Below are 25,442 nucleotides of genomic sequence, written 5' to 3' on the forward strand. Positions count from 1 at the left end.
AACCATCCTGGAGTCATTTCAAACGACAAGGGGGGAGACGAACACCATGCCGCATGCAAGCACGAACTCAGGGGCGCGGGTCAACACGTTCTCCGTCGTGACCAGCCATTCGGACAACGGATCCTGGGGAACCTTCTCCCCTCTTTCGGAGCGGAGGAGCCCGCGTTCGGGGAGCAGCGCCGGTTCATCTGGCATCCGGCCAACGGAGAAGGACGGAGAAACACCCCGGGAGAACGTGGGGAATCCTCCGCAAGGCGGTCGTGTGCGTTCACTGCGGGGCAGGGACGAAACCCTGGAACGCATCGAATCCTTCCTGTGCGGACTGCGGCGTTCCGAAGGAGGGACCCTCACGTTGGAGGGACCAGAGGGCGTCGGGCGGACGTCCCTGATCGACTGGACCTGCCGGACGGCCGAGACGATGGGGATCGGGGTCGCCCGCGCCTCGGCCGACGAGTTGCTCCGGCTCGTCCCCCTCATGCCGTTGTACGCGGCCCTGGGAGAGTCCCCGCCTCCCATGGAGGCCGTCACCGACGGTTCCCAGCGGCTCATGTCCTCGATCGGACACTTCCGTTCCAGGGTGGAGCAGCGGCTCCTGGAACGCCCCCTGGTCATCGCGGTCGACGACGTTCACTGTTCCGATCCCGGCTCGCTCCTCGCGCTGCGCACGCTGCCGGTCCAGCTCAGGCACCGACCCGTCGCCTGGGTCCTCGGCCGGCGCGGCGGCCGAGGAGGAGGTGCCGTGGACAGGTTGTTCGACAGCCTGCACGAGAACACGGCGACGACCGCGATCACGCTGTCCCCCCTGGACTACGGAGCGCTCCTGGAGCTTCTGAGTGACGTCCTGGAAGCATCCCCGAGCCCGGAGGTGTCCTCCCTCGTGGGTTTCACGATGGGCAGTCCCCGCCTCTTGGTGGAACTCGTACGGGGCCTTCTGGAGGAGGGGCGGATCAGGGTGCGCGGTGGCCGGGCCGAACTGGACACCACCCCCGCCGCGAGCGTTCCGTTCCATGATCCGCGGGCCACCGTCCCGTCCTTCCCCCTTCCCCGGCGGTTCCGATCGGAGCTGGAACGGCACCTGTCGTCCCTGTCCCCCGGAGCCCACCAACTACTACAGGTGGGAGCCGTCCTCGGGAGCTCGTTCAGCCCCCAGGTATGCGCCGAGATGATCGGCGAGTCCGTCGCTGGGATCCTGCCGTACCTCCGCGAGGCCGTGGACGCCCGTGTCATCGTCTGCGGCGACGACGAGGCACTCGAATTCCGACACGAGCTCCACCGTCGGGCCGTACTCGACGCGATTCCCATGGCGGTACGCGGGGCACTCCACAGAGAGGCCGCCGAGATCATGCTCCGGCATCCGTACAGCGCTTTCCGCGGGGTCCAACACATGGCCCTGGGCGCTCGCCCCGGCGACGGTGACGCCGTCACCGTCCTCGGACAGGCCGCCCGGGACCACGTCCGGAGCGCCCCCGAGACCTCGGCCGAACTCGCCCTGCGTGCTCTGGAGCTGGTCGATCCCGGTTCCGAGCAGGCGGTCGACCTCACCGACACCGCACTCCAGGCCCTCCTCCGGCACGGCCCACTGGACAGGGCCATCGACATCGGAAACCGGGCCTTGGAGAGAACCGCCAGTGGTCCACGACGGTCGCGCATCCGGTACGCACTCGCCCAGGCGATGCTGCTCGCCGAGCGTTGCGAGGAGGCACGCGACCACGTGGACTCACTGCTGACCGACCCCGCGCCACCCGAGGACGTCCGGCTGGACGCCCGCCTCCTCCGTGTGCAGTTCTCCCTCGCCGCGACGGGAGCGGACCGCCTCGCACCCGCCGAAGCTCTGCGCGAGGCCGAGCACGCGCGTACGGGCTCGGCCGCGTGGTCGACCGCCATGTCAATGGCCAGATGGAATGTCGGGGACGTCGAAGAGGCGCTCACCGTCCTCTCCGAGACGGCAGAGGACGGTGAGGAACTCCTCCCCGACAGCACTCCCCTCCGACCGTTGCTCCACGCCGAACTCCTTCTCGCGGCACGGCAGACGGACCGGGCCGTCGACCTGCTGCGCTCCGTCGCGGAGGCGACGGACTCACACGGATGGCGTGTGCCGCTGACGTGTGCCCAGGCCCTGTGGGCCGAGGCCGATCTCGTCGCCGGTCGGCTCGACCTCGCCGCCGAACGAGCCGCTGAGGTCGTCGGAGCGGCACGGGAGATCGGTCTGCCCGCGTGCGCACGCCGGGGCCACGGTGTGCTCGCGGCGGTGGCCACGCACCGCGGCGACGTCGGGGAGTCCCTCGCCCATGTGACCCGTCTACGGCCTGGGAACACGGGGGAGCGATTCCGGGGATTGATGGGTCGGCGCGGCGGGCCCGAGTTCCTGTGGCGCTCCATACGGGCCCTCGACGCCGACGGCGAACCGGAACGCGCCCGTGAGCTGGTACGGACCGTGGTGGAGGAGGACGGCGCCCAGCGCCTCATGCTGCTCGGAGGCCCCACTGTCGGACCGTGGAGCGTCCGTCTGGCTCTGCACGGTGGCGACAGGACGACCGCACGGGAGATCACGACGGAGGCCGGGAAACTGGCGGACCGCAACCCGAACGTCCGGATTCTCCGCGTCGCCCATGACCACACACGTGGCGTGCTCGAACAGGACGTCGGCCTCATCCTCCGCGCGACCGAAGCCGACGACCGCTGGAGTGCCGCCTTGGCCCAGGAGGACTTGGCCGAGGTGGTGGGGGATCGGTCGGCCGCGGTCACGTGTCTGGAGACGGCCATGACGGCCTACACCTCGTTCGGAGCCGGGCAGGACGCGGCCCGCGTACGCCGGCGCCTGCGCGAACTCGGCGTACGGCGTCGGCACTGGTCGAGCTCGGTCCGGCCGAGCCATGGATGGGAGAGCCTCACGGACACCGAGCGGGCCGTGGCCCGGCAGGTCGCGGAAGGGCTGACCAACCGCCAGGTGGCCGGACGGATGTTCCTCTCCCCGCACACGATCGGATTCCATCTCAGACGGATCTACCGCAAGCTCAACATCCACTCACGTGTCGATCTGGCACGCCATGTCCACGTCAACAGCACCGCGCACGAAGACTCAGTCCGGTGAGCAAGGAGACCCGCATGTCCGTTCCCCGCCCCTCAAACCTCGCCGTCCGCGGCACGATGGACGCGTCCGACGTCAAGGACGGTCAGCGCGTCATGATGAGCCACTTTCCCACGGGGGTCTCCGTCGTCACCTCCCTCGACGCCGCGGGCCATCCGCATGGGATGACGTGCACCTCGCTGACCAGCGTCTCCCTGGCTCCGCCCACACTGCTGGTCTGCCTGAACACGGACAGCGGGACCATGCGGGCCGTGCTTGAGCACGGCCACTTCGGCGTGAACCTGCTGCACCACCGCGCCAAGGAGACCGCCCTCCTGTTCTCCGGATCCGTCCACGACCGCTTCTCGCGGGTCAGGTGGGAGGACTCCCCGGGAGCGCACGTCCCCTGGCTGGTCGATGACGCGTTCTCCACGGCCGAGTGCGCGGTACGGAACGTCTGGACCACCGGTGACCACGGGATCGTCGTGGGGGAGGTGGGGGATATCCGCTTCACCGAGGACACCCCCCTCATGTACGGGATGAGGCGGTTCCTCGCGTTGCCGTCCCCGTCCACCGACGCGGGGCCGTCCGGGGACGGACCGGTCAGCGCCCGTGCTGGTGCTTGAGGAACTCGTGGCAGCTAGGCAGCTCGTCCAGCAGTCGACGTCGCTCCTCCGCGATCTTCTCGTAGACCGCGCCGACACTCTCCACTGCCTGGGGGAGGTGGCTGAGCCGGGGCAGGGGAGAGTCGGGAACCTTGTCGAGACCGGCGAGCACACAGTAGTAGTTGCTGTTGTTCCAGAAGTTCCGGAACTCCTCCTCGAAGTCCCCGTAGTAAACGCCCGCGTCATCACTGGACGGCTGGTTGATCGCGAGCCCCGCCGAGTACATCTCCACCTTACGCCGGATGTCCTCGCTGAGGTTGAGCTCCTTGTTGGCCCGCCAGAAGGGGGTGTCCTCGCGCGGTGAGTAGTAGTAGTGCGCCTGGATGAAGTCCCTTGTGTCGTCGAACATGGTCGCGATCTCCCGGTTGAAGGAGTCGAGAAGGGCGCCGTCGAACCGCTTGTCCGGGAAATGCTTCACCAGTTGGTAGAGGGCCGCGTAGGCGAAGTAGATGCCCGTTGACTCCAGGGGCTCGACGAAACACGACGCGGCGCCGATGCTGACGCAGTTCTTCACCCAGGCACGGCGGTTCCTGCCAACGCGGAACCGGATCTTGTTCAGCTTCGTTTCCTGAGGGTCCAGCCCCCACAGGGAGCAGAACTCATCCACCGCCTCGTCCTCCGAACAGAAGCGGCTGGAGTAGACGTATCCGGTGCCGAACCGTCCCGGCATGGGAATCTTCCACGTCCACCCCGAACGCATGGCGATGGAGGAGGTGTAGGGTTCCACACCCCCGGCCTCGTCGTCATGCGGTACCTGCGTCGCCACAGCACTGTCGCACAGGAGGTGGTCGCTCATGTCGAGGAAGGGCTCCTCGAGCGCCTTGTTGATGAGCAGGCCGCGGAAACCCGAGCAGTCGATGAACAGGTCTCCCTCGATACGGTCTCCCGAATCCGTGACCAAGGCCTGGATGAACCCGTCGGCGTCCTGGTCCGCCTGCACCATGCGGCCCTGGACATGGCGGACGCCGAGTCGGTCCGTCGCCACACGTGTCAGGTAACGCGCGACGAGCTGGGCGTCGAAGTGCCAGGCGTAGTTCGTCACCCGGGTTCCGTCCATGAGGCGCGGAGACTTCTTGGCGTCCATGAGGGCCGGCTCCTTGTAACAGGAGTAGTCGAACGGCTCCTTGGTCTCCCCGTTCAGACGGCTCCGGGCCCAGTAGTGGGACAGGGGGATTCCCTCGTGATGCGGGAGCAGTCCGAAGATGTGATAGAAATGGTCGACTCCGGAACCCATTTGGCGCGGACCGGATTCCCCTGACCCACCGGTTCTCCAGTTGATGAAACGGATCGCCGTCTTATAGCTCGCGTTGCATTCACGCATCCAGTCGTCTTCGTCGATTCCCAGAAAATCAAAAAAAGCAGTTTGCAGGTTGGGAATCGTCGCTTCGCCGACTCCGAGAGTCGGAATCTGCGGAGCTTCGAGCACGGTGACTCGGGCTGTACCGTTCATCGCCTTGGCAAGGTAGCAGGCGGACATCCACCCGGCCGTACCTCCGCCGAGGACAACGATATCCTTGATCGAATCAGTCATATTCTTCATCCCCTCGGAAGCCACCTGGAAGGCAAACAACATAAACACGTTGGCTCCACGTTGTGAGGATATCTGGAGTCGCTGAAAGTTCCCATCGTCCGCCACATCCGCCAACCACCAACTACTCAACTGTGTGGGTTGGGGACCCGCTTCCACACCAGGACCACACGGAACGAGCACACATCCAGCGTGACCACGCAGTGCACACTGCCCTCCCGTGCGGGGTATTCGGTGATGTCGGTGACGCACAGCTGACTCAAGCCCTCGCGAACGAACCACCGCCGAACCGCCAAGTCAATCCCGTGTATTCATCGGCCGCCGGATGAACCGACGAGAAAACCAGAGAAGGACACCACCGACCTACGAGGATTCGCGTGTCTGGACCCATCCGAAGCAGCGAACAGGAACACCCGCTTGGCGCAGGGCACCACACGGTGGAACCAAGTCCTGTCATTTCGTAGCGACGGCAGGAACATCATCGGTCACGCCGGGGCCTACTCCCGCGAGCCTGCGCGGACGGAACCGGACTCACCACCGCCCTGCCCTCCAGCCCCGCCAACGGCTGGACCCTGGCCCGGATCCGGCGGGTGGTCAACGAAACCTTCGGTGCGTCCTACGCCGACCTATCGGGGGCGTGGCTGCTGTTGCACCGAATGGGCTGGGCCAACCGGCCGCCCACCCGCCGCGCCCTGGAACGCGACGAGAACGCCACCGCCGAGTGGGGCGAGCGCACCTGGGCCCCAGCCGGGTAGACACCGCTGTTACATGTGGTCAAAGGGTCCCGGACCAAGCTGTCGGTAACCGCGCTGTGCTGCTACCGGCCCGGACAGCCGCCGGTGCGCGGCGTCCACCAACGCGGTGTAGTCGGCCTCGTCGAAGGAGGCCTTCTCCTCGATACGCCGGTGGTAGGGGCTCAGTCGGTACAGTAACCGGCGCCGGTACCCGTGTTTGTAACAGCACAGGGCGGCCGCGCTGACCCAGCCCGCGCCAGCGACGGTGATCACCGAGGTGCGTCCCCGCCTGCCCCGGGTGCGTGTGGTGGGCGGCCTGCCGTTTTGGCCGGCCTCGTCTTTCGAAGCAGATACAGGCGTACAGGTCGCCCGCGGTGCTTTTACCCGCGGCCACACCTGCTGGCGCCACCGCTCAACGGCCTCCTCGTCGCGTTCCGTGGCGCGTCGCACCGGGACCTGCACGCTCCACCCGAGCCGGTGTAGCAGCAAGGACACGCCCGCGAGTGAGCAGGTCACGCCCAAGCGCTGGGCGCCACCGCCCGCACCCGTGCCAGCGTCTAGCGCTGGTCGGCGAGTCCGTGCACGGCCGGGCCGAGGACGATCAGCTGTTGCAGTAGGTCCAGCTCCTCATCGGTGAGGCGGCACCGGGAGGCCAGGACCTGGGAGACCAGGGCCTGTCGGCCACCGATCTTGTAGTCGTGGTGCCACCGCCGGGCCGACATGCGGGTGACACGGTAGGTGCGCGCGACCTGGACATCGGTGGCTCCGGCATCGAGGTCATCAGCGGCGGCCATCCGCACCGCCTCGCGTCGCTGGCGTTCTGCGGCGGCCAGCCCGCCGCCGGCGGAGTACCTCATACCTCCGGCATAGCCCGGCTGCGGGGCCTGTCAAGAACGATAACCCCATAGACCAAGAATCAGCGGTCATCGTCGGTGCTCCTGGTGCCGGTGACCGGCAGACCCCAGGAAGCCCGACGCGCTTGCGAGGCCGTTCGCAGGTTGGTGCCGACTTCGTCCGGCGGGTCCTGGTGGGTTGCCGTCTCCTCTGCGGGCACCGCACGCGCCTCGTCCGGACACGGCTGTGTCTGTCGCCGCGCATCGGCGTTCGGTCGCAGGGCGAGGGTGAGGTCCAGAGCGGCCAGCAGTCGGAGCAGGGGTTTCCAGTTCGGCGCCGCGGTGGTCGGCCTCGACGCGGACCAACCAGGAACGGGCGACATTGGCCTGGGCTGCCAGAGCCGCCTGACTGAGACCCTTGGAGAGCCGGGTGTCGCCCCTACGGATCAGAAGGTTGGGGGTTCGAGTCCTCCCGAGTGTGCCACCTTGAGACAGTGGCAAAACGGCCCTGAGCAGCGTTAAACGCAGCTCGGGGCCGTTTTGTGCGCAGCCTGGACGCACGTACGGACTCCAGCGTGGGAGCGAAATTGGTTCCGCACAGGCCCCGCGCTGACCTGCACTCACCCAAAACGGCTCAGAGAAGCGCTGTCTCTGAAGAGCGGAGTCCCCAACCGTTCAGCGCTCGCACCCCGCAGGCGTACCGAGGCCGGTACCCCCGCCTTGAGGCACCCCCTACAGCTCACGCTTCGGTCGGGCCACCAAGGCGATCCAGGATGCGCCGGGTGTGGGCCTTCAGTGCGGGGACAGTCCGTTCGGCCACCTCACCAACACCCGGGGCAGAACCGGTCAACCCTTCCAGGACCTCCTCGAACGCCTTCGGGAACGTCTCGGCCAACATCACCACACGCTCCATGAGGAGTTCCGGATCCAGGCCGAGCATCGCGGCCGCCTTTCCCAGCTGGTGGCGCCTGATCCGTGACGCGATGCGCTCACCGCCGATGGACAGGGCCACCGACCTGTCCACCTTCCGGGCGTCGTAGGCCAGGCCCGTCGCCAGGTCGTACAGCGGAGCCACACGCGTCAGCCCGGGAGCGCGCAGAACAGAGATGTTCTTCGCGTGCCCGTCGGGAGCACCGGCCACCAGATTGATGATCACAAAATCCGCGAGGGCGAGCCGGTCGTCGAACAAGCCGGTCGACTCTCGGGTGAGGACCCGCATCATGTCCGTCAGCCCCGGACCGTTGCGGGACTCGTACTTGTGCGCGGGCATGCGTCCACACGCCTGCGCGAAGTCCTCCTGGTGCGTGCGCAAGACGCGACCGGCCTCCAGGGACCGGTCGAAGCGGTCGATCACGATGGCCCACTGGTCGTCGAACCGGGCGAAGGTGCTCTTGGCGACGACCACGCCCACGGCCGACGCCGCCTCCATGGTGACGTGCTCAACCAGGGCCTGGTGGTGCAGCTGCTTGATCCCCGGCTTGACGATGTGGGTGGTGGCGGCGCTGCCGTGGGCCGTGTGCCAGCGCCCGTCGATCCTCGCGAGTGCGAACTTCTCCTGCTGCCCACCCAACGACCAGTGTTCACCGGGCATCGTCCAGGACGGCTCATCGCCGGCGAGTGCGCGGATCCGCTCGGCGATCTCGGTGTCGCTGATCGGTTGGCGTTCACCGCCACGTGCCCGAAGCTCCTCCAGGTCCTCCTCGCGACAGAACTGGACGGCTCCCGGACAGTCCCAACCCATCGCCGCGAGGATGCCGAACGCGTCGTCCACGGCGACTCCGAGCTGGTCGGACCATGCGGCACGGGCGTTCTCGTTCTCGGGAAGCAGGCCGAACAGGTAGGGCTTGACTCTTTTCGCCAGGTGGGGGCCTCGTTGGATGGGAAGTCTCGCCGACAGCGCCACCTCACCGTTTCGCACGTACTCGGCCGTGTAAAAGAACCTGGGATCGTCGCCGGAGGCCGCGCGTTCCAGGTGTCCCACCACTTGGCCTGACAGCAGGACGGCCAGGCGCTCAGTCATCGCCGTTGTCCCTGGTGCCGGTGGTCGGAAGACCCCAGGAAGCTCGACGCGCCTGTGAGGTCGCGCGCAGCCCGGCGCTGACCTCGTCCGGCGGGTCCTGGTGGGTTCCCGGCTTCTGCGCAGGTGCAGCAGGGGCCTGATCGGGGCTCGGTTGTGCCTGTGGCGCGTCGCGGTTGGAGCGCAGGGTAAGGGTGAGATCCAGGGCGGCGAGGAGTCGGAGCAGCGGCTCCAGTTCGGCGCCGCGGTGTCCGGCCTCGACGCGGGCCAGCCAGGAGCGGGCGACATTGGCCTGGGCGGCCAGAGCCGCCTGACTGAGGCCCTGGGAGAGCCGGGTGTCGCGGATCAGGCCACCGAGCTTCGACCACCCTGTCAGGGTGAACTCTTCCGGCATCGCATGTTCTCCGTCCTCGTTCGAGGACATTGTAAGCACGTCCTCGAACGAGGACAAGCGCGATTTGTCCTCGAACAGGGATAGCGGAACGGGCAGGCGGTGGACACCTTCGGGCGGACCGATGGAGATGTGGGGAAGGCCCAGACGAAACACCGGCTTTCCCTACCGGCGAGATTCTGTGGGTTTCGTGCGACATGGCCTACGCAGCGGTGCAAGACCATCCCGCGGCCGCCGTCTGACGTCGGTCATGGGGCTCGAACCCGCTCCCACGGCATGAGGGGGGCGAGGTGCGCAGAGCTCTCATGAGCCGACCGGAAGACGGGTTCTCGGAACTTGTCAAGTCAAATGAGACGGTGACCTGGTCAAACGTTCTGTGACGTGTGGTCCCGGCGGTGGGCTGAATCGTTGATCCACACGGTCTCGGGAACCTGGGGCGGTCGCGGTGGACGCGAGAACCGCTCCGGACGGGCGGCATAGGCCTGGGCCAGGGTGGCGGCCCGCTGGTCGCGGACCTGAGCGGCCGTACCGAAGTGCACCGAGGCCGGGGTGTGGTAACCGATCCCTGAATGGCGGTGCTCGTGGTTGTAGTAGGCCATGAACCCGTCCAACCACTGGCGGGCGTGTGCCAGGGAAGCGAACCGGTCCGGGTAGTCCGACGTGTACTTGAGGGTTTTGAACTGCGCTTCTGAGTATGGGTTGTCGTTGGACTGCTTGGGGCGAGAGTGCGAGCGCTCGATGCCCAGGTCCAACAACAGTTGGGAGACCTCCTTGGAGGTCATCGCCGCACCCCGGTCAGCGTGCAGCACTGCCGGGGCGATGCTGCTGGCCTTGGCCAGATCCGCGATCAGCTCCGCGGCCCGCTTGCCGGACTCGGCTCGCTCCACGGTGTGCGCGGCCACGTAGCGCGAGTAGATGTCGATGATGACGTAGGCGTGGAAGTACGCGCCCCGCCCAGGTCCTTTGAGGCGGGTGATGTCCCAGGTGAAGACCTGCCCGGGCCCGTCCGCCCGCAACTCGGGGACCGTCTTGGGCGGGTGGGTGGCCGTGCGGCGGCGCTCGCCCGTCTGGCCGTGTTCGCGCAGGATCCGGTACATGGTGGAGACCGAGCAGTGGTAGCGGCCCTCGTCGAGTTCGCGGGCCCAAATCTGGGCGGGTGGTAACTCGGCGTAGGCGGGGCTGTTCATCAGCTCCAGGACCGCGGCGCGCTCGGCACTGGTCAGGGTTGAGGGCGGTGGTGTGCGCGGGGCTGGTTTCTTGGGCTCGGGCGGGTTGAGGCGGCGGTGGTGGGTGGCGCGGGAGCGCCCCAGGAGCTGGCAGGCCCTGACGATGCCGGTGTGGGGGCGCAGGTCTTGGACCGCCTGGTGCAGGACGGGTTCGAGGTGCTCGTTCAGTCCGCGCTCTTGGAGAGTGCCTGCAAGAGCGCGGAGGCTTTTCCCATGACCTCCAGGGCGTGGTCGCGTTCGGCCACGTCCTTCTCCAGTTTGGCGACCCGGGTGCGCAGCCGTTCGGCCTCGGCTTGGGCGGGGTGCTTCTTGGCCCGTGTGGGTGAGGTGCGCCTGTCGGTGAGGTTTTCCAGGGCGCCGGCGTCGCGGGCGTTGCGCCACTCGATGATGTGGGAGTGGTAGAGGCGTTCACGGCGCAGCAGGGCGGCGCGTTCGGCTCCGGTGGCGCACGCGTCGTGCTCGGCGATGATGCGCAGCTTGTACTGGGCGGAGAAGGTCCGGCGTTGGGGTTTGGCTGCGGGGTTGGTGTTCTGGCTGGTCATACGGGTGATGCTCCCCTGTTGGTCTCTGCCTGCCTAAACGGACATGAAGTGATGTTTCATCCCAATCTGGCAGAGAGGGGTCTCCCACGCGATGGCCATGATCTCAGGCATCTTCGCCGCCCGGTCCCCGGAGATGATCCGCGACAGGGTGGGCTGCGAGATACCCGTGGCATCAGCGAGGGCGCGCTGACTCAGGCCCGTTGCCTCCCGGGCACGTTCGATCCGCGCGCCGATATCCGTCACCGCCATCGTCACCACCCCACCAGCCTGAATCACTTAGCTTTCACTTGATTCAAGTACAGACGTACATCCTGCGCGACACCACGGTTCGAGCGCCTGAAAAGTCTTCTCCAGGCAACGACGCGAACACCAAAGCCCTGTTGGCTCGACACTCCATCGACGTCACGCATTATGAGTACTCAATGAGCACTCACATGGAGGTATCGTGCCGAAGTCCTTGGACGTCAGGGCAGCCCGAGAGGAGCTGAGCCTGAGTCAGGCCGAAGCGGCCCGCCGGGCAGGAGTCTCCCTGGCGACCTGGCGGCGAGGGGAAGCAGACCTGTCCGCGGTGGGCACGGCCACCCGAAAGAAGATCCGCGAAGTGATCACCGCGGCCACGCAACCGGTCCACTCCTGGGTACCGCTCTTCAACGACAGGTTCCATGGCGACCCGTTGACCCCGGCGGAAGCGCACATGCTGGCCACGGAACTCACGATGAACGGTGAGCCCTTCCACCTCGACGTGGACAGCGTCTGGGACTCCCCCATCCTGGAGGAACTGCCCGACGCCGTCCTGATGCAGGTCGCAGAACGTCCCCAGTGGCTCCGGCGCTTCCTGGCGACGTCCCAGATCCTGGGAGGACATCTTGCCAAGGGACGGTTGCCTCAGGTCGAGAACCTCGCTGAAGCAGCCGCCCTGCGCATCGCACTCACCTCCCCATCACTGGAAGAGCCGTCCGACACCTCCGGCCTCGGATACCAGGAGTACGACCGTGACCTGTCAGGGCACAGGAACTGGCCCAGGGTCAGGCGCGCACTGACCCCTCCCCAGCTCATCCAGGCCCTGCGCATGCTGGATACGCCCGGCTACGCGGCGCATCTGCTGGCCCCCCTGCAGATCAACGGCCGGCTCGTCACCTCTCCCCTGCATCCCGACCGCTGGTGGGAACCCTGGTCGGGCGAGACACAGGAATGGCTGCACCAGGCCACCCCAAGCGCACCTTCGTCTTCAGGCCAGAGCGCTTTCGCCGACGACAACCTCGACCAGGCCCGCGCGATGGCCTCGGGAATCTTCGAGCTACTGGCCGAACGCGAAGAAGACCTGGACCTGCTCCTCAACGGGTTCCTCCAGCAGGAGCGGGTGGCCCTGATCGAGGAGGGCTTCTGCTCCACCATCGTCTTGGAGGACATGGCGGGCCGCGACGTCCTGATCAGGGTCTCCTGCCGTAACCGACGCAGGTTGGAGAACCCGCTGCCCGGCCTCCCCGACGACGACCCCATCGGTTCGGCGACCTTCGCCTGGGGGCTCCTGGAGCTGCTGAGCGAGGAGATGACAGAGCTGGACGAGGTGTTCGAGGCAGACCTGATCCGGACAGGCCTCGCGGTGACCGCGGGCTCGGTCCTGGTCCTGCCCGACGCCACCGGTTTCGATCTGCTGCTGACCGTGGGGACACAGGAGCGCACGCCGGAGAGGTCGGCGGCGGTCGACGTGGCCCGTGCGTCTTGGTTGGAGTACAAGCGGGAGCTCGAGGAGGAGTACGCCGCCTGGGAGGCAGAAGACGACCAGGGCTGAGAGCGGCCCTGTCAGGTGTCAGGTCTGGCAGGGCATACAGCGGCCGACGTCCTCATCCTCACTGCGGATCCTGTGCGATCACTTTGTCCGCCACGTGGCGGAGCACGGATCAGGGCTGCTTCTCGAACAAGCACCCAGACCGCGGGCCCACGTGCGTCTCACTGCGGCCACCCGAACCGTGTGACGGGACGGGCCTGACTCGCCGCGGACTGGCAGCATCGCTCTGGCCTCTTCCCGCAAGGAGAACCGGGCCGCGGAACAGGTTCGCCACCTCTGAGCTCCGCGTACCACCGCTGTACCAAGGTGGACTATTCCGGTTCAGGGGTGTCCCACCGTGTACCAGGGTCGAACCATGGCCCGAGGCTCCGTGCCACCCCGTGCCCGCTCTGCTCCCAGGGCAGGACGAAGCTCCCATGGCAGGGGCCCCGAGAGTCGGCAGGCGCAGCTATCGGGTCTCAGGTTTACCGACGACGATTGCCGAAGATCACTCCGCGATCACAGCGAACATCCGGGCGGCCGTTCCGGGAACACCCGGATGTGTCCGGTGCTTGGGGGACGGAACTGGTTCTATTCCAGCTTTTCGAGTTGCGACCTCAGCCTCTCAGCCCGCGCCTCAGCGTTGCTGAGGGTCTTCTGGTGCCGTGCGACCTTCTTCTCCTCTGCCTGAAGCTCGGACTCCAACCGCTGGCGTTCGGCTTGGCGCTCGCTCCGCGCTTCATGTGGTTGGGCTTGGTGCGCGCGGCCGAGATTCGTGCTTTCGACGACTCCACGTTCCACACCGCATTCCGGACACTTAACGACGGAGGAGGTCCAGTAACGGTTGGTGTGGTGCTGTTTCCTCTCGGCGAGATGGTCGCACGTCAGCAGGAGCCGCCAAACATCGAGTTCCTTCTCGTTCGGTCGGCCGAACGAGGAGAACAAGCGACGGAGCTCAGTCAGCTGGGCCGGACCGAAGGGGGGAGGCGGACAGCAGAACCCACAGTGCTGCGCACGGGATCCCCCCACAGACCACTTTCCCCCTGGCAATCCCTGTGCTTCTCACGAAAGCGGGCGTCCTGCTCGTCGTATTCGACCCGCTCCTCGGCAGTCATATACACAAGGGCAGGCCAGCTTCCGAGCCTATCGATGATGGGCTCGCCGCATCCTCGGCAGGCGGCACCAGACCGCGCTTCCTCCCAGCTCAGATACATACCTTCGCGAACCCAGAGTTCGCGCCTCTCCTTGCTTCTCTGAGCTTGCTTTTCAGCTTCCAGGGCACTCTTCCTCGCTCTTTTCAGTGCACGCTCACGGCGCTGCTCTTCAGTCAACTTCGGCATGAGGAAATTTCCCTAAGATTGATTGGGCGTGCTACCAGGACATATAGGGAAAAGGAGACCGAGAATTCTGCCAGGTCCCGTGAGCACTGCTGAGCCCGGCAATCACGGCGGCGACATGGGCAGACAAGCGATGAGGGAAACCGTCGCCGCTTCGCCTTCGTCACGCCTTCGCATGAGAAACCTTACTGCTGATCCTGTAAAGGCGAGGGGGTTTTGAAAATCCGACCATAGGGCCGAACCCCGACCATGAGGATCTCCTTCCCGCTTGAAGCAGACCGGACCGTGGCCCCTGGGTCGTCTCGATCGGGTGGACGTGACACGCGTTGCCCGTGGCCCCCGGAGAGTCGCAGGGCAAGCTTCTCGTCCAGGGGACCAAAACTTTGTGGCTACGCACGGCAACGCGGTAGTCATCGTCGGCAACTGGGGGCGACGCCCACAGAGCTTGTTGGTTTCCTACTTGTTTGACACAATCGTGGCCATGTCCGAGACGACGTACAGCATCGGTGAGGGGCCTGCGACCCGGGTCAGTCTGTCGCTACCCGAGGGGACTGCAGAGGCGATCCGGACCCGGGTCGGTAAACGGGAGTTCTCCGCGTTCATCGCCGCGGCCGTCGAACGGGAACTGCGGGGACAGGTGCTGGACGAGTACCTGGCCGACTACGAGAGCCGCAAGGGAGCGGTATCCGAGCAGGCGAGGCTGCAGGCGCGGCAGGTCTTCGACGAGGTGTTCGCCGAGGAGGACCAGTGGCCCGCCGCAGGCTGAGCCACGAGGGAACACTGGTCCTGGACAGCGAAGGGCTCTCCAAACTGCTCGCCGATGACGAGACCGTGGTGGCCCTGGTCGCCGAGGCGCGCTCACGCGGCATGGAGGTGGTGATCTGCGCGCTCACCATCATCGAAGCCGTGCACACCTGCACGAACAGGGCCCGACTGAACTGGGTGCTGTCTGGTCTGCGGACCGTCCCTGTGGGCGACGAGGAGGCGAAGGCCGCTTCGGCGCTGTTGATGGGGGCCGGGCTGCACGGCCACAAGTACGCCATCGACGCGGCCGTGGCCGAGACCGCGCTCCGGCAGCACCGTCCCGTGGTCATGCTGACCTCCGACATCGACGACATGACCAAGCTCTGCGGTGACCGGGTCCGCCTCGTCTCCGTGTGAGCCGCCAGAGGGCTGCTTTCGGGCCGACGAGCCCGGTACCGAACACTTCCGGGCATTCCACCAGCGGAGCCAGCGGCGACGGATACCCCGTCCGGGAAGTGTGCTTGTCCGGTTCGGGGCTTCGAAGGTCCTGGTCGACCGGCGGTCGTCGCTTCCCGATGCTGCTTCGGCGACCGGGCTCTATGCCGTGTCAGAGAGAGTCGGTGCGCATGAGGCCGTCCGCACGAAATCCCTGCTCCTGTCCTACCCGCAAGGTTCTGTGGGTTTCGTGCGAGGTGGGCGTCGCGGCGGGGAAGGAGCCCTTTGAGGTGGCCCGCGCACATCGTCTGACGCCGGTCAGCGGAGGCGAGAGGCAGGACCGCGGTGGACTGCGCAGACTCTCCCCCATGGAACAGGAAGCACGCCGAAGTTCCACCCGGACCACCGATCGCGGCGGCGTGGCACATACGTGGAAAAGTGCGGCGCCGAGACGGCAGTGCACCGGCCCTGAACTGCGAATATTCATCCGATCATCCGCTGACTACGGATCAGGAGGTTGGGGGTTCGAGTCCTCCCGAGTGCGCCACCTTGAGACAGTGGAGAAACCGCCGGACCCGCACACCACACGGGCCCGGCGGTTTCTTTTGTGCTGCCCGGCATCCGGCTGACAGCGGCCGAGTCCGGTCACATGGCGCTTTCCGTGCCCCCAAGGTGTCCACCGATGCAGGCTACGAGGGCCAGAAACCCTTCGCTCCACGACGCCTGTCACGTTCCCCGTGGCCGTCGACGCACCCGGCGTGGACCCGCGTCGGCGGTCGGAGTCCCTTGACGCGACGAGGAGCGGGGAATAGCTTTCGGCCTATGAAGTTCGCAGTGAGTACGAGTATTCGCAATGCGCACAGGAGGGTTTCGTGATCGCCCCTCTGGACGAGGCTGTCCGGCAGCTCATCCATGACGGCGACACCGTCGCCCTGGAGGGGTTCACCCATCTCATCCCCGTGGCCGCCGGGCACGAGATCATCCGCCAGGGCCTGCGCGACCTCACCCTGGTGCGCATGACGCCCGACATCGTCTACGACCAGCTCATCGGCGCCGGGTGCGCCGGGAAACTCGTCTTCTCCTGGGGCGGCAACCCCGGCGTCGGCTCGCTGCACCGCTTCCGCGACGCCGTCACCTCCTCCTGGCCCGTGCCCCTGGAGATCGAGGAGCACAGCCACGCCGGGATGGCCAACCGCTACACGGCGGGCGCCTCCGGGCTGCCCTTCGCCATCCTGCGCGGCTACTCCGGCACCGACCTGGTCGAGCACAACCCCCACATCAGGACCGTCACCTGCCCCTTCACCGGACAGGAACTGGCCGCCGTCCCGGCCCTGAACCCCGACGTGGCCGTGATCCACGCGCAGCGGGCGGACACCCGGGGCAACGTCCAACTGTGGGGCATCACCGGCATCCAGAAGGAGGCCGCGCTGGCCTCCGAACGGGTACTGGCCACGGTGGAGGAGGTCGTGGACACCCTCGACCCCGTACCCGGCCAGGTGATCCTGCCCGCGCGCGTGGTCGACCGGGTCAGCGTCGTCCCCGGCGGCGCCGCGCCCTCCTACTCGCACGGCTACTACGAGCGCGACAACGAGGCCTACCGGGCCTGGGACGCGATCGGCCGCGACCGCGAGGCCTTCACCGCCTGGCTCGCGGACCTCACTGCCGGCGCCGAGTCCCCCTCCGCCCCCGCGTCGCCCGCGGCCTCCGGCACCGCACCTGTGGGGAGAGGCGCGTGACCACCGTGACCTGGACCTCCGACGAGATCATGACCGTGACCGCGGCGCGCTCGCTGCGCGAGGGGATGTCCTGCTTCGTCGGCATCGGCCTGCCCAGCACCGCCGCGAACGTGGCCCGCCGCACGCACGCCCCCGACCTGTGGATGGTCTACGAGTCCGGCACCCTGGGCGCCGTCCCCGACCGCCTGCCGCTGTCCATCGGCGACGGCGTCCTCGCCGACACCGCCGACACCGTGGTCTCGGTCCCCGAGGTCTTCAACTACTGGCTCCAGGCCGGACGGATCGACGTCGGCTTCCTCGGCGCCGCCCAGATCGACCGGTACGCCAACATCAACACCACCGTCATCGGCGACTACACGGACCCGAGGGTGCGCCTGCCCGGGGCGGGCGGCGCCCCCGAGATCGCCGCCTCCTGCCGGGAGGTCGTCGTCATCATGCGGCACAGCTCGCGCGCCTTCGTCGAGAAGGTCGACTTCGTCACCTCGGTCGGCCACGGCTCGGGCCCCGGCGACCGCGAACGCCTGGGCCTGCGCGGCGCCGGTCCGGTGCGGGTGATCACCGACCTGGGCGTGCTCGAACCAGACCCCGTCACCCGCGAACTCGTCCTGACCGGTATCCACCCCGGCGTGGCGCTGGACGCGGTCCGCGAGGCCACCGGCTGGGACCTCACCGTCGCCCGGGAGCTCGCTCAGACCTCACCGCCCACCAGCACGGAACTCTCCGTCCTGCGCGATCTCATCGGCCCGGAGCCGCTCGGCGGCCAGCACGGGCCGCGTCACCCGGTGTGACGTGGCATGACGGAGAAGAGAAGCGATACGCCGATATCGCCGGGACGCAAGCGCGGCCCGGCCCGCCAGGGCCGGGCCGCACCGGGCCGGATCAGGCCGGGGTGATCTCGGAAACGGTGGACGCGCCCAGGTCCGGGTTGACGCAGACGCGGTCGTTCCCGTCCGTGGGCACGTAGGCGGAGCCCTCGTCGTTCTGGAGGAACAGGTGGGCCCCGGCCACCTCAGTGGGGTTGCACTCCTCGGGGTCGTAGACCTCCGGGTTGGGGCGGGACACGGTCACCGCGGCCGCGTCGCCCGGGTACAGCGCGAAGACGCTGCCGTCCTGCCCCTCGGTCTCCGCTTCGGCCCCGATGAGGTTGCCGTCGGGCTGGCCCCAGTACATGTTCGCGAGGGAGGGGTACATGGTGCACGCCACGTCGTCCTCGGGGCTGAGCGGTTCCTGCTTGACCAGCTCGAACTCGATGTGGACGGTACCGGCCGCGCCCTCGCGCGCCGTCTCGGCCACCTCGAAGTCCGCCGCAGTGCAGTCGCGGACGCTCATGGCGCCCGCACCGGAGTCGGCGGTTCCGGCGACCGCGGGCGCGGACGCGAGCAGGAGTGCGGGCAGCGACACCGCGCCCAGGGCTACGGCTCTGACCGGACCAATGCGAAACGCGCTCGTCATGGCGAACATCCCCTCATCCCGTGTTGGTGTTCCTTCTGTCGGCGTCGGTCCATGACCGACTGGTCATGGTGTGACGCCGATCCCCCCCTGTGTCGTTCTCTCCCGAAACCGTTTTAAACAACGTTTACCGATGCGATGCCGAGCGAATCGTCCGGCTCCCCGGAGAGACCTGGCCACACGGCGCGGCACCCGGGGATTCTGGTCCCCGGGTGCCGCGTCGGGTTCGGGCAGCCGCCCCCGGTCAGGCCTCGCCGGCCTCCCCGACGGTCGCGGAGGCGTTCCTCCTGCGGCGCGTCACGTAGACGGCGGCTCCGCCTCCGGCAGCGATCGCGGCACCGGCGGCGATCAGACCCGCGACCGGGCTCCCGGTCTGCGCCAGAGGACCGCCGGAGCCGTTCGCTGCTCCCGCCTCGGAGGGGTCGCGGCCATCGGCTTCGTCCACGTCACCGGCGGCGCCGTCGTCACCGTCCTCGCCGTTTCCGCCCTCGGTGCCCTCGTCCCCGCCGCCGCTTCCGTCCTCACCGTCACCGGGCGCCCCGCCGCCGCTTCCGTCCTCACCGTCACCGGGCGCCTCGGAGCCGGGGTCCTCGCCGCCGGGCTCCTCGTCGGGGTCCTCGGATCCGGGGTCCTCTCCGCCGTCACCGGGCCCCTCGCCGCCGCCGGGCTCCTCCGGAGCAGCGGGCTCGGTGTCCGAGGCCACGATGGTCTCGCCGACCCCGTAGGAGACGCTGAACCCCTCGTCGGGGAAGGTCACGACCATGTCCAGGGTCTGGACTCCACCCCACAGCTCGACCCTTCCCAGGTCGGAGTCCCTGAGCGTGTCGCTCCAGGGAGCCTCGTCGACGGAGAGGGAGATCTCGGCGCCGAGTTCGTTCACCTCGACGGACTCGGTGCCCGGCTCGTGGGAGAACTCCCTGTCACCGGCCCAGTTCTGGACGGCCTCGATCTGGGTGCCAGTGAAGGACGCCCGGAGGAGCGGTTCGTCGGAACCCCCCTCAGGGTTCGCGAGACCGGGCTGGGAGACCCCGCCCTCGGCCGCAGCCCGCATGGCCTCGACATCGGCCGCCGTCAGCTCGATCCGGAGCTCGTCGAAACTCACGAGGGAGCGGACCTGGTCCCTGTCCACGTCCGACAGGACGGAGGTGCGGGAGAGGGCGAAGACCTCGCCGCCGAAGGCGTCCAGGTACCGGTTGGTGCCGTGGAAGTCGGCCACCCTCGGGTGGAACGCGGTGATGTCGGCCTCGCCCGCGACGTTCGCGTGCGCGTAGCCGATCTCTCCGTTCTCGGCGTGGGCGGGAACCGCCGCCGCGATGCCGAGCGCGCCGAATGCCGCGAATGCGACGCCTCCCTGCAGCGCGCGACGTGCGGGGACGAGGGAAAAGAATGTCAAGGGAATCCTCGTTCGGATCAATCCGGCCCGCTTTTCTCGGACCGGCCATGGGGGATCGCGGACGCGCTGTGCCCTCGACCGGTGGGGAGGGGAGAACGCCGTCCGGGGCCGCGGGGCGGGCCCGGCGGAGGCGGGTGCGGAACTCCGCCGTCGAGAAACAATCCTAATGCCGAATTCTCCTCGGAGAGACGAACCGCGACAACGAAATCATAACCGGACAGCCATTCCGCCCCAGACGGCATCCGTTTCTTTCGGAAATCATTAAAGGAAAACTGTCAACCTTACGGCGTTTGGAACGTCGTACCAGGTGTCCGGACGCACACGGGGACTCCCGGCGCGGACGACCGGTCGCCAGCGTCGTCCCGGGCGAACCGCGAGGAGGGCCGCCCGGCTATCCTCCGGGAAGCCGCCTGCCGTGGCGGCGCCCGGGAAGCCGGGGCCGTACGCCGCTCGTCCCACCCACGGAGCGCACCATGCCAGCACCGCACACGCGGACCACCAACTGGGCGGGCAACGTGACCTTCGCCAGCCCGCGGGTCCACCGGCCCCGGACCCTGGACGAACTGCGCCGCGTCGTCCGCGACAGCGCACGGATCCGCGCCCTGGGCAGCGGCCACTCCTTCAACCTCGTCGCCGACTCCGACGCCGACCTGGTGCGCCTGGACGGGCTGCCCGCGGAGGCGGAGATCGACGCCGGGGGCCGGACCGTCACCGTCACCGCCGGTATCCGCTACGCCGAACTGGTCACCGCGCTGCACGGGCGGGGGTTCGCGCTGGCGAACCTGGCCTCGCTGCCGCACATCTCCGTCGCGGGCTCGTGCGCGACCGGCACCCACGGGTCCGGGGACGGCCAGCGCTGCCTGTCCGCCGCCGTGCGCGCGGTACAGCTCCTGGGCCCCGACGGCGACCTGACCTGGCTGAGCCGCGACGCGGACCCGGAGGTCTTCCCCGGCGCGGTGGTCGCGCTGGGCGCGCTCGGCGTCGTCACCCGGCTCTCCCTGGAGATCGAACCGGCGTTCACGGTGGCCCAGCGGGTCCGCGTCGGGGTGGCCCTGGACGAGGTGGCCGACCGCGTCGACGACGTGTTCGGCGCGGCCTACAGCGTCAGCCTGTTCACCGACTGGCTCGGGGAGGGTTCCGTGTGGCTCAAGCACCGCACCGACCGCCCCGAGGGCGCCTGGCGGGGCGGTCGGCCCGCTTCCGGCCCGGTGCACCCCGTCCCGGGGATGCCTCCGGAACCCAGCACCGAGCAGATGGGGGTCGTCGGCCCCTGGCACGAGCGGCTCCCGCACTTTCGCCCCGAACTGGAGCCGAGCGCGGGCAAAGAGCTGCAGTCCGAGTTCTACGTGCCGCGCGAGGCCGCGGGCGCCGCGTTCGCGGCCCTGCGAGGGATCGGGCACCTGCTGGCCCCGGCGCTGTACGTCGCGGAGGTGCGCACGGTCCGCGCGGACGACCTGTGGCTGAGCCCCGCCCACGGCCGGGACTGCGTCACCTTCCACTTCACGTGGCTGCCGGACCCGCGGGCCGTGGCGCCGGTCCTGGCGGCCGTGGAGGAGCGCCTCCTACCGCTGGGCGCCCGCCCGCACTGGGGCAAGCTGACCGCGATGGACCCAGCCGACATCACCGCCCGGTACGGGCGCGCGGCGGACTTCGCACGCCTCACGCGGGCGCTCGACCCGGACGGCAAGTTCCGCAACGCGTTCACCGACGCGCTCTTCCCCCGCGGGTGAGACGGGTCCGGGGACGCCGGGCCGCCTCGCCGGGCCCCCGCGAGGCGGCCCGGCGGCGGAGCGCGGTCAGGCCGGGTCGACCCGGTACAGGGTGGTCGAGCCGGACACCTCGTTGGCCACGGCCAGCACGGGCACGCCCCGGATCGGCGAGTCCGAGGCGCTGATGAAGGCCAGGCCCTCCGCGCCCAGGTCGCCCGCCTCGCCGGTGCCGGGCTCGGCGGTGAAGTCGCGGTTGTTGAGGTACTGCACGAAGGACGCCTCCCGGGGGTCGGTGACGTCGTAGACCATCACGCCGCTCACCCGCTCCAGTCCCACGAACGCGTAGGTGCGGCCCGCCACCTCGCCGAGCACGACGCCCTCGGGCTCGGGGCCCTTGTCGTCGCTGCGGTTGTCGAAGGCGTTCTCCGCGTGATCGGAGTTGAAGGACTCCGGCTCGGCCTCGGCGGTGATCCGCTCGAAGTCCGAACCCGAGTCGAAGAGCAGTTCGCCCCCGGCGGTGAAGATCGAGAACGAGCGTCCGCCGAACGCGTACACGTCCTCGTAGCAGCTGCCGTCCTCGCGCAGGCCCTCGGCGGCGGTGACCGTCAGCCTGCCCATGTTGGCCTCGTCGAGCAGTTCCCCTGTGCTGTCGACGCCCAGGTCGTTGTCGGCCAGGAACTCCCGGAGGCGCGGGGAGTCCTCGCACAGCGGGGTCTCCCCGGCCAGGTCGGCCAGGCGCGTCTCCTCGGAGTAGCCGTCCCAGTCGCGGGTGTCGCCCTCGTTCGCGGTGACCAGCAGGGTCTGGCCGCGCCAGCGGTAGGTGTCGAACCCGTCGGGCTGGTACATGCCGTACACCGGCCAGTTGGCGATGCGGATGCCGTCGTCCCGGTTCGACACGTCCAGCTCGTTGCCGGGCTCCATGTGGTCCTTGAGGCCCAGGGGCACGATGTCGGTGAACTCGGCGGTGCGCAGGTCCAGCAGCGCGACGGCGTTGGCCTCCTGGAGCACCACCTGGGCGCTGTGGGCGGTGTCCGCGGAGATGTACTCCGGTTCCAGGTTGCGCGCCACCCGGCCCGGGGTGCCCGGTTCGCCGGTGGACAGGTCCGGCCCGAACACCCGCACCCCCGAGGGCAGCTCCCGCTCGCCGTCCCAGGCGCGGAAGTCGGCGGTGCGGACGTCGTCCTGGGTGACGGCGGCGGGCCTGCGGTTCACGCGGATGACGCTCACCGAGCCCTCGGGGTCGGCCGAGTAGTCGTCGGCGGGCTCCCCCTCGTTGGCCACCAGCAGCAGCCTGCCCTCGGGCGTGAAGGCGGCCATGTCCGGCAGGGCGCCGACCCGGACCGCGTTGAGCGCGGTGCCGTCGGTGTCGTAGAAGACCACCCAGCCGTCGTCGGTGCGGTCGGGGGCCTCCACCGCCACGGCCACGGTGTCGCCGTGGACCGCCACGGAGTTGGCGACCGCGCCCTCCGGCACCACCGAGCCGTCGGCCGCCTCGACCCCGGGCGTGCGCAGGTCGGACAGCTTGGCGGGGGCCGCGGGGTCGGAGACGTCGAGGACCTCCACCGTGGCGGCCAGGGCGTTGACCACGTACAGGCGCTGGGTGCGCGGGTCGTGGGCGACGATCTCCGCCGCCGCCTCGTCGAAGGAGCCGGTGCGGTAGCTGCCGAGGACGGACAGTTCGACGCCGTCGCGCCCGCCCTCGCGGGGCTCCTGCCGCTCCGCGTGTGCGGGGGCCGCCGTACCGGTGAGGGCGACGGCGAGGGACACCGCGGCCGCCGTGGTCTTGCGCATACGTGCTTCCTGGGGGCTCCGGGGGAATGGACGCGGTCACGCCCGCGCCGAAGCCAACCAGGGGCGGACGAGATCGGGCTGAACGCCCGGTGGCGCGGGGGTGAAGGCGGGTGGCGACCGGTCCGAGGCGGCGGGGCCCGATGGGAGGGGGCCTCGGCTTCGGGCACGGGCGGCCCGTGGTCGGACGGAGAACCGGGCGCTCGCGTACCAGCGCCGTGACGGCGGCCGTCCTCCGGCGACCCTACCGGTCGCGGGAATGTGCTTTACGCCGTCCTACCTGTGGAAATTCCGCGCGCATGGTGCCAAATCGGTGCATTGACACACCGGCGCACCGGAGAAATCCGCGGGAAAACCGCCGCGGACACGTCTCCGAACGGCACGGTAAAAGGGGGGCGGCGCGCCGCGGGGTCACCGGGAAAAGCCAGGGGGAAAGCCCCGGGGGGAACTCAGTGACCGGCCGACCGGAGCCTGTGCCAGGCGGTCGTCCAGCGCTGGCGCTCAGCGGCGTCCTCACCGGCGCATGCGGTCACGAAGGCCATCAGGAACACGTACCGGGGCAGCTGCGTCCCCTCCAGCACGTCGCGGAAGGTGGTCGCCCGCACCGCTCCCCCGCACAGGTACTCCAGCTCCAGGTAGGACCAGTCGCCCGCCCAGACCAGGTAGCGGCGCATGACCAGCAGGAACTCCGCGGGCGTCTTGGCGTCCAGGGGGTTGGGGCGGCCCTCGTAGCCGTCCAGGGCACGGACGGTCGGGTGGCGCTCGACGGCGGAGCTGGGGGTGGTGAGGACCCGGTCGAGCCAGCTGGTGCGACCGAGGGACCGGTTCGGTCCGGTGGGTTCGAGGACGCCCGTGGTGGTCACACCTTCTCCTTTTCACCGGTCGAAATCGACGCCATGGGAGGGTTCTCTCGTACGCGCCGCGCCTGTTCGGCGCGCACGCGAGCGGAGGGATGGAGAGAACGACGAAGGCCGGATACCAGCTGTTGTGGGGAGAACTCCGGCGCTTCGGTTACGGAGAAACCTACCGGATGAACACGGAACGCGAAAGCGCCTGGCGGCACGGTTTCGGAGAGGCGTTGGTCTCCCCCGTGTGTGACGTCGCCGCCGTCGATCCCACTGTTGTGTGCTTTTACCGCAAAGGACAACAAAGGTCATCTGGAGCACCGGGCAAAACGTCCCCCATGGCGGTAGTGCCCGAAACGCGACCACCTGGGACGTCAGGGGGCGGGCTCCCGGGCCCACCAGATTAGTTTGTCCGAATATGAGTTTTGAGCGTGACCATAACTAGGGTCACGGTGTCCACTCCAGCACGGTGGCGTCGTCGCTCCCCTTGCCGCGCGGATGACGGAGCCGTTCGGGGTCGGCGGCCTCCAGTTCGCGCACCCGGCCCAGCAGGGCGCGCGGTCCCCGGTCCGAAACCAGGGAGAACGCCTGGTCCCAATCCAGGTCCCCGAAGAGGTCCACCACCCGGCTCGCCCCGTCGGTCATGGCGGTGAAGCGCCCGAGGGGCAGGGTTCCGGTCAGCGCCTCCCCGGCCGCCCGCGGGTGGGCTCCCGCCGTCCAGAAACCCCCGGGAACGTTGCGGTACGCGCGGATGGCGTCCCAGCGGCTCCCCCGGCGGGCCAGGTCGGCCCTGAGGTCGTCCAGGCGGGTGTCGGTGAGCACGTGCACCCCGTCCACGCCCTCCACCAGCAGCACGGAGTCGGACAGCACCAGGTACTCCAACGCGTCGGGGCCGACCCGGACCACCACGACCGTGGCGGAGGGGCTCTCCTGGTTGCCCAGGTCGCAGGTGTGCGCGTGCAGGGCGGAGGCCGTCGCGATCGCCTCGGCGAGGGCCTCGCGCAGCGGGAGCCCCGCGTCGGCCCCGGCCAGCAGCAGCGCGCCGAGCCGCCGGGTGTACCAGGCCACCCCGTGGGAGCAGCCCGTCTCCAGGTCCCGGGGCGCGCTCGCCCCGTCCAAAAGGACCGCGCTGGTCGCGGTCGCCGCGGCGAAGTCCTCGTTGGGCCTGCCGGGTGCACCCGGCTCCGTGGCGACGCGGAAGGGCATTTCCGGGATCTCCCGTTCACGGACGGCAC

23 protein-coding genes and 1 pseudogene are annotated in these 25,442 nt (G+C 68.7%); 9 read left to right on the forward strand and 15 right to left on the reverse strand.

The genetic code is table 11. The features are described 5' to 3' along the window. Positions 1–46 precede the first annotated feature (46 nt). Positions 47–3,091 (forward strand): helix-turn-helix transcriptional regulator, encoded by a 3,045-nt coding sequence (locus AC0VX6_RS28140; RefSeq protein ID WP_475466939.1) that lies wholly within the window; start codon positions 47–49, stop codon positions 3,089–3,091. After that, positions 3,088–3,693 carry a flavin reductase family protein gene (locus AC0VX6_RS28145; RefSeq protein WP_475483708.1) on the forward strand — a complete coding sequence of 202 codons (606 nt, stop codon included), beginning with the start codon at positions 3,088–3,090 and terminating at the stop codon, positions 3,691–3,693. The genes AC0VX6_RS28140 and AC0VX6_RS28145 overlap by 4 nt, the downstream gene beginning before the upstream one ends. Here the strand turns inward: AC0VX6_RS28145 and AC0VX6_RS28150 are convergent. Then, a complete protein-coding gene (locus AC0VX6_RS28150; RefSeq protein WP_475469457.1) occupies positions 3,671–5,305 on the reverse strand; it encodes a tryptophan halogenase family protein in 1,635 nt (544 codons plus the stop codon). The two genes, AC0VX6_RS28145 and AC0VX6_RS28150, sit on opposite strands and share 23 nt — an antisense overlap. A gap of 527 nt (positions 5,306–5,832) precedes the next feature. Here AC0VX6_RS28150 and AC0VX6_RS28155 point away from each other — a divergent pair. Then, complete coding sequence (locus AC0VX6_RS28155; protein WP_475469459.1) at positions 5,833–6,015, forward strand: helix-turn-helix domain-containing protein; 183 nt, start codon at positions 5,833–5,835, stop codon at positions 6,013–6,015. Between the two features lie 9 nt (positions 6,016–6,024). Here the strand turns inward: AC0VX6_RS28155 and AC0VX6_RS28160 are convergent, their stop codons facing one another. The 8 genes and pseudogenes from AC0VX6_RS28160 to AC0VX6_RS28195 all read right to left on the reverse strand — a co-directional run bounded on the left by AC0VX6_RS28160 (position 6,025) and on the right by AC0VX6_RS28195 (position 11,252). Beyond that, a complete protein-coding gene (locus tag AC0VX6_RS28160; protein ID WP_475469475.1) occupies positions 6,025–6,267 on the reverse strand; it encodes a hypothetical protein in 243 nt (80 codons plus the stop codon). A gap of 135 nt (positions 6,268–6,402) precedes the next feature. Beyond that, positions 6,403–6,516 (reverse strand): annotated as a pseudogene (locus tag AC0VX6_RS28165) (helix-turn-helix domain-containing protein); the annotation flags it as partial. Positions 6,517–6,551: 35 nt separating this feature from the next. After that, positions 6,552–6,851 carry a helix-turn-helix domain-containing protein gene (locus AC0VX6_RS28170; RefSeq protein WP_475466943.1) on the reverse strand — a complete coding sequence of 100 codons (300 nt, stop codon included), beginning with the start codon at positions 6,849–6,851 and terminating at the stop codon, positions 6,552–6,554. A 715-nt stretch (positions 6,852–7,566) separates the two neighbouring features. Then, positions 7,567–8,847 (reverse strand): HipA domain-containing protein, encoded by a 1,281-nt coding sequence (locus AC0VX6_RS28175; RefSeq protein ID WP_475466944.1) that lies wholly within the window; start codon positions 8,845–8,847, stop codon positions 7,567–7,569. Then, complete coding sequence (locus AC0VX6_RS28180) at positions 8,840–9,295, reverse strand: helix-turn-helix domain-containing protein (RefSeq protein ID WP_475466946.1); 456 nt, start codon at positions 9,293–9,295, stop codon at positions 8,840–8,842. Before AC0VX6_RS28180 ends, AC0VX6_RS28175 begins: the two co-directional genes overlap by 8 nt. A gap of 305 nt (positions 9,296–9,600) precedes the next feature. Next, entirely contained in the window at positions 9,601–10,629 is a 1,029-nt protein-coding gene (locus AC0VX6_RS28185) for an IS3 family transposase (RefSeq protein WP_475469461.1), read from the reverse strand. After that, a complete protein-coding gene (locus tag AC0VX6_RS28190; protein WP_274973830.1) occupies positions 10,626–11,003 on the reverse strand; it encodes a hypothetical protein in 378 nt (125 codons plus the stop codon). The genes AC0VX6_RS28185 and AC0VX6_RS28190 overlap by 4 nt, the downstream gene beginning before the upstream one ends. A gap of 33 nt (positions 11,004–11,036) precedes the next feature. Next, positions 11,037–11,252, reverse strand: a complete 216-nt coding sequence (locus AC0VX6_RS28195) for a helix-turn-helix domain-containing protein (protein ID WP_475469463.1) — start codon at positions 11,250–11,252, stop codon at positions 11,037–11,039. Positions 11,253–11,448: 196 nt separating this feature from the next. Here AC0VX6_RS28195 and AC0VX6_RS28200 point away from each other — a divergent pair, with 196 nt between their 5' ends. Continuing rightward, complete coding sequence (locus AC0VX6_RS28200; RefSeq protein ID WP_475466948.1) at positions 11,449–12,795, forward strand: helix-turn-helix domain-containing protein; 1,347 nt, start codon at positions 11,449–11,451, stop codon at positions 12,793–12,795. A gap of 567 nt (positions 12,796–13,362) precedes the next feature. On the opposite strand, the gene AC0VX6_RS28205 is transcribed toward AC0VX6_RS28200, so the two are convergent. Next, the gene (locus tag AC0VX6_RS28205) at positions 13,363–13,716 is read right to left on the reverse strand and encodes a hypothetical protein (protein WP_475466949.1); all 354 of its coding nucleotides are present in this window, start codon (positions 13,714–13,716) and stop codon (positions 13,363–13,365) included. Between the two features lie 873 nt (positions 13,717–14,589). Here AC0VX6_RS28205 and AC0VX6_RS28210 point away from each other — a divergent pair. The 4 genes from AC0VX6_RS28210 to AC0VX6_RS28225 all read left to right on the forward strand — a co-directional run bounded on the left by AC0VX6_RS28210 (position 14,590) and on the right by AC0VX6_RS28225 (position 17,811). After that, positions 14,590–14,874 carry a hypothetical protein gene (locus tag AC0VX6_RS28210; RefSeq protein ID WP_475466951.1) on the forward strand — a complete coding sequence of 95 codons (285 nt, stop codon included), beginning with the start codon at positions 14,590–14,592 and terminating at the stop codon, positions 14,872–14,874. Beyond that, the gene (locus AC0VX6_RS28215) at positions 14,856–15,269 is read left to right on the forward strand and encodes a PIN domain-containing protein (RefSeq protein WP_475466952.1); all 414 of its coding nucleotides are present in this window, start codon (positions 14,856–14,858) and stop codon (positions 15,267–15,269) included. The genes AC0VX6_RS28210 and AC0VX6_RS28215 overlap by 19 nt, the downstream gene beginning before the upstream one ends. Positions 15,270–16,159: 890 nt before the next feature. Then, entirely contained in the window at positions 16,160–17,023 is an 864-nt protein-coding gene (locus tag AC0VX6_RS28220) for a CoA transferase subunit A (protein WP_475466953.1), read from the forward strand. Beyond that, positions 17,020–17,811, forward strand: a complete 792-nt coding sequence (locus AC0VX6_RS28225) for a CoA-transferase subunit beta (RefSeq protein WP_274975503.1) — start codon at positions 17,020–17,022, stop codon at positions 17,809–17,811. The genes AC0VX6_RS28220 and AC0VX6_RS28225 overlap by 4 nt, the downstream gene beginning before the upstream one ends. Positions 17,812–17,902: 91 nt before the next feature. Here the strand turns inward: AC0VX6_RS28225 and AC0VX6_RS28230 are convergent, their stop codons facing one another. Together AC0VX6_RS28230 and AC0VX6_RS28235 are read right to left on the reverse strand one after the other, a co-directional pair. Then, a complete protein-coding gene (locus AC0VX6_RS28230) occupies positions 17,903–18,475 on the reverse strand; it encodes a hypothetical protein (RefSeq protein WP_274975504.1) in 573 nt (190 codons plus the stop codon). 241 nt (positions 18,476–18,716) lie between these two features. Then, positions 18,717–19,865, reverse strand: coding sequence for an LPXTG cell wall anchor domain-containing protein (locus AC0VX6_RS28235; protein WP_475466955.1), 1,149 nt, complete (start codon positions 19,863–19,865; stop codon positions 18,717–18,719). 473 nt (positions 19,866–20,338) lie between these two features. Between AC0VX6_RS28235 and AC0VX6_RS28240 the strand changes: the two genes are divergently transcribed. Beyond that, complete coding sequence (locus tag AC0VX6_RS28240; RefSeq protein WP_475466956.1) at positions 20,339–21,595, forward strand: FAD-binding protein; 1,257 nt, start codon at positions 20,339–20,341, stop codon at positions 21,593–21,595. Between the two features lie 66 nt (positions 21,596–21,661). Here AC0VX6_RS28240 and AC0VX6_RS28245 read toward each other — a convergent pair whose 3' ends face one another. The 3 genes from AC0VX6_RS28245 to AC0VX6_RS28255 form a co-directional block, all read right to left on the reverse strand. Then, positions 21,662–23,365, reverse strand: coding sequence for a choice-of-anchor I family protein (locus AC0VX6_RS28245; protein ID WP_274975507.1), 1,704 nt, complete (start codon positions 23,363–23,365; stop codon positions 21,662–21,664). 446 nt (positions 23,366–23,811) lie between these two features. Further along, positions 23,812–24,225: a hypothetical protein gene (locus AC0VX6_RS28250; RefSeq protein ID WP_274975508.1), complete on the reverse strand. Its 414-nt coding sequence runs from the start codon at positions 24,223–24,225 to the stop codon at positions 23,812–23,814. 429 nt (positions 24,226–24,654) lie between these two features. After that, positions 24,655–25,413 carry a protein phosphatase 2C domain-containing protein gene (locus AC0VX6_RS28255; RefSeq protein WP_274975509.1) on the reverse strand — a complete coding sequence of 253 codons (759 nt, stop codon included), beginning with the start codon at positions 25,411–25,413 and terminating at the stop codon, positions 24,655–24,657. Positions 25,414–25,442: the final 29 nt, after the last annotated feature.

The sequence above is a fragment of the Nocardiopsis sp. iso_25 genome, from assembly GCF_056173305.1.

Excerpts from the sequence above, each read along its gene's own strand:
- AC0VX6_RS28195 (WP_475469463.1), bottom strand. The coding sequence starts at position 11,252 with ATGGCGGTGACGGATATCGGCGCGCGGATCGAACGTGCCCGGGAGGCA.
- AC0VX6_RS28175 (WP_475466944.1), bottom strand. The coding sequence starts at position 8,847 with ATGACTGAGCGCCTGGCCGTCCTGCTGTCAGGCCAAGTGGTGGGACAC.
- AC0VX6_RS28240 (WP_475466956.1), top strand. The coding sequence starts at position 20,339 with ATGCCAGCACCGCACACGCGGACCACCAACTGGGCGGGCAACGTGACC.
- AC0VX6_RS28230 (WP_274975504.1), bottom strand. The coding sequence starts at position 18,475 with ATGACGAGCGCGTTTCGCATTGGTCCGGTCAGAGCCGTAGCCCTGGGC.
- AC0VX6_RS28245 (WP_274975507.1), bottom strand. The coding sequence starts at position 23,365 with ATGCGCAAGACCACGGCGGCCGCGGTGTCCCTCGCCGTCGCCCTCACC.
- AC0VX6_RS28210 (WP_475466951.1), top strand. The coding sequence starts at position 14,590 with ATGTCCGAGACGACGTACAGCATCGGTGAGGGGCCTGCGACCCGGGTC.
- AC0VX6_RS28170 (WP_475466943.1), bottom strand. The coding sequence starts at position 6,851 with ATGAGGTACTCCGCCGGCGGCGGGCTGGCCGCCGCAGAACGCCAGCGA.
- AC0VX6_RS28255 (WP_274975509.1), bottom strand. The coding sequence starts at position 25,413 with ATGCCCTTCCGCGTCGCCACGGAGCCGGGTGCACCCGGCAGGCCCAAC.
- AC0VX6_RS28190 (WP_274973830.1), bottom strand. The coding sequence starts at position 11,003 with ATGACCAGCCAGAACACCAACCCCGCAGCCAAACCCCAACGCCGGACC.
- AC0VX6_RS28150 (WP_475469457.1), bottom strand. The coding sequence starts at position 5,305 with ATGTTGTTTGCCTTCCAGGTGGCTTCCGAGGGGATGAAGAATATGACT.
- AC0VX6_RS28140 (WP_475466939.1), top strand. The coding sequence starts at position 47 with ATGCCGCATGCAAGCACGAACTCAGGGGCGCGGGTCAACACGTTCTCC.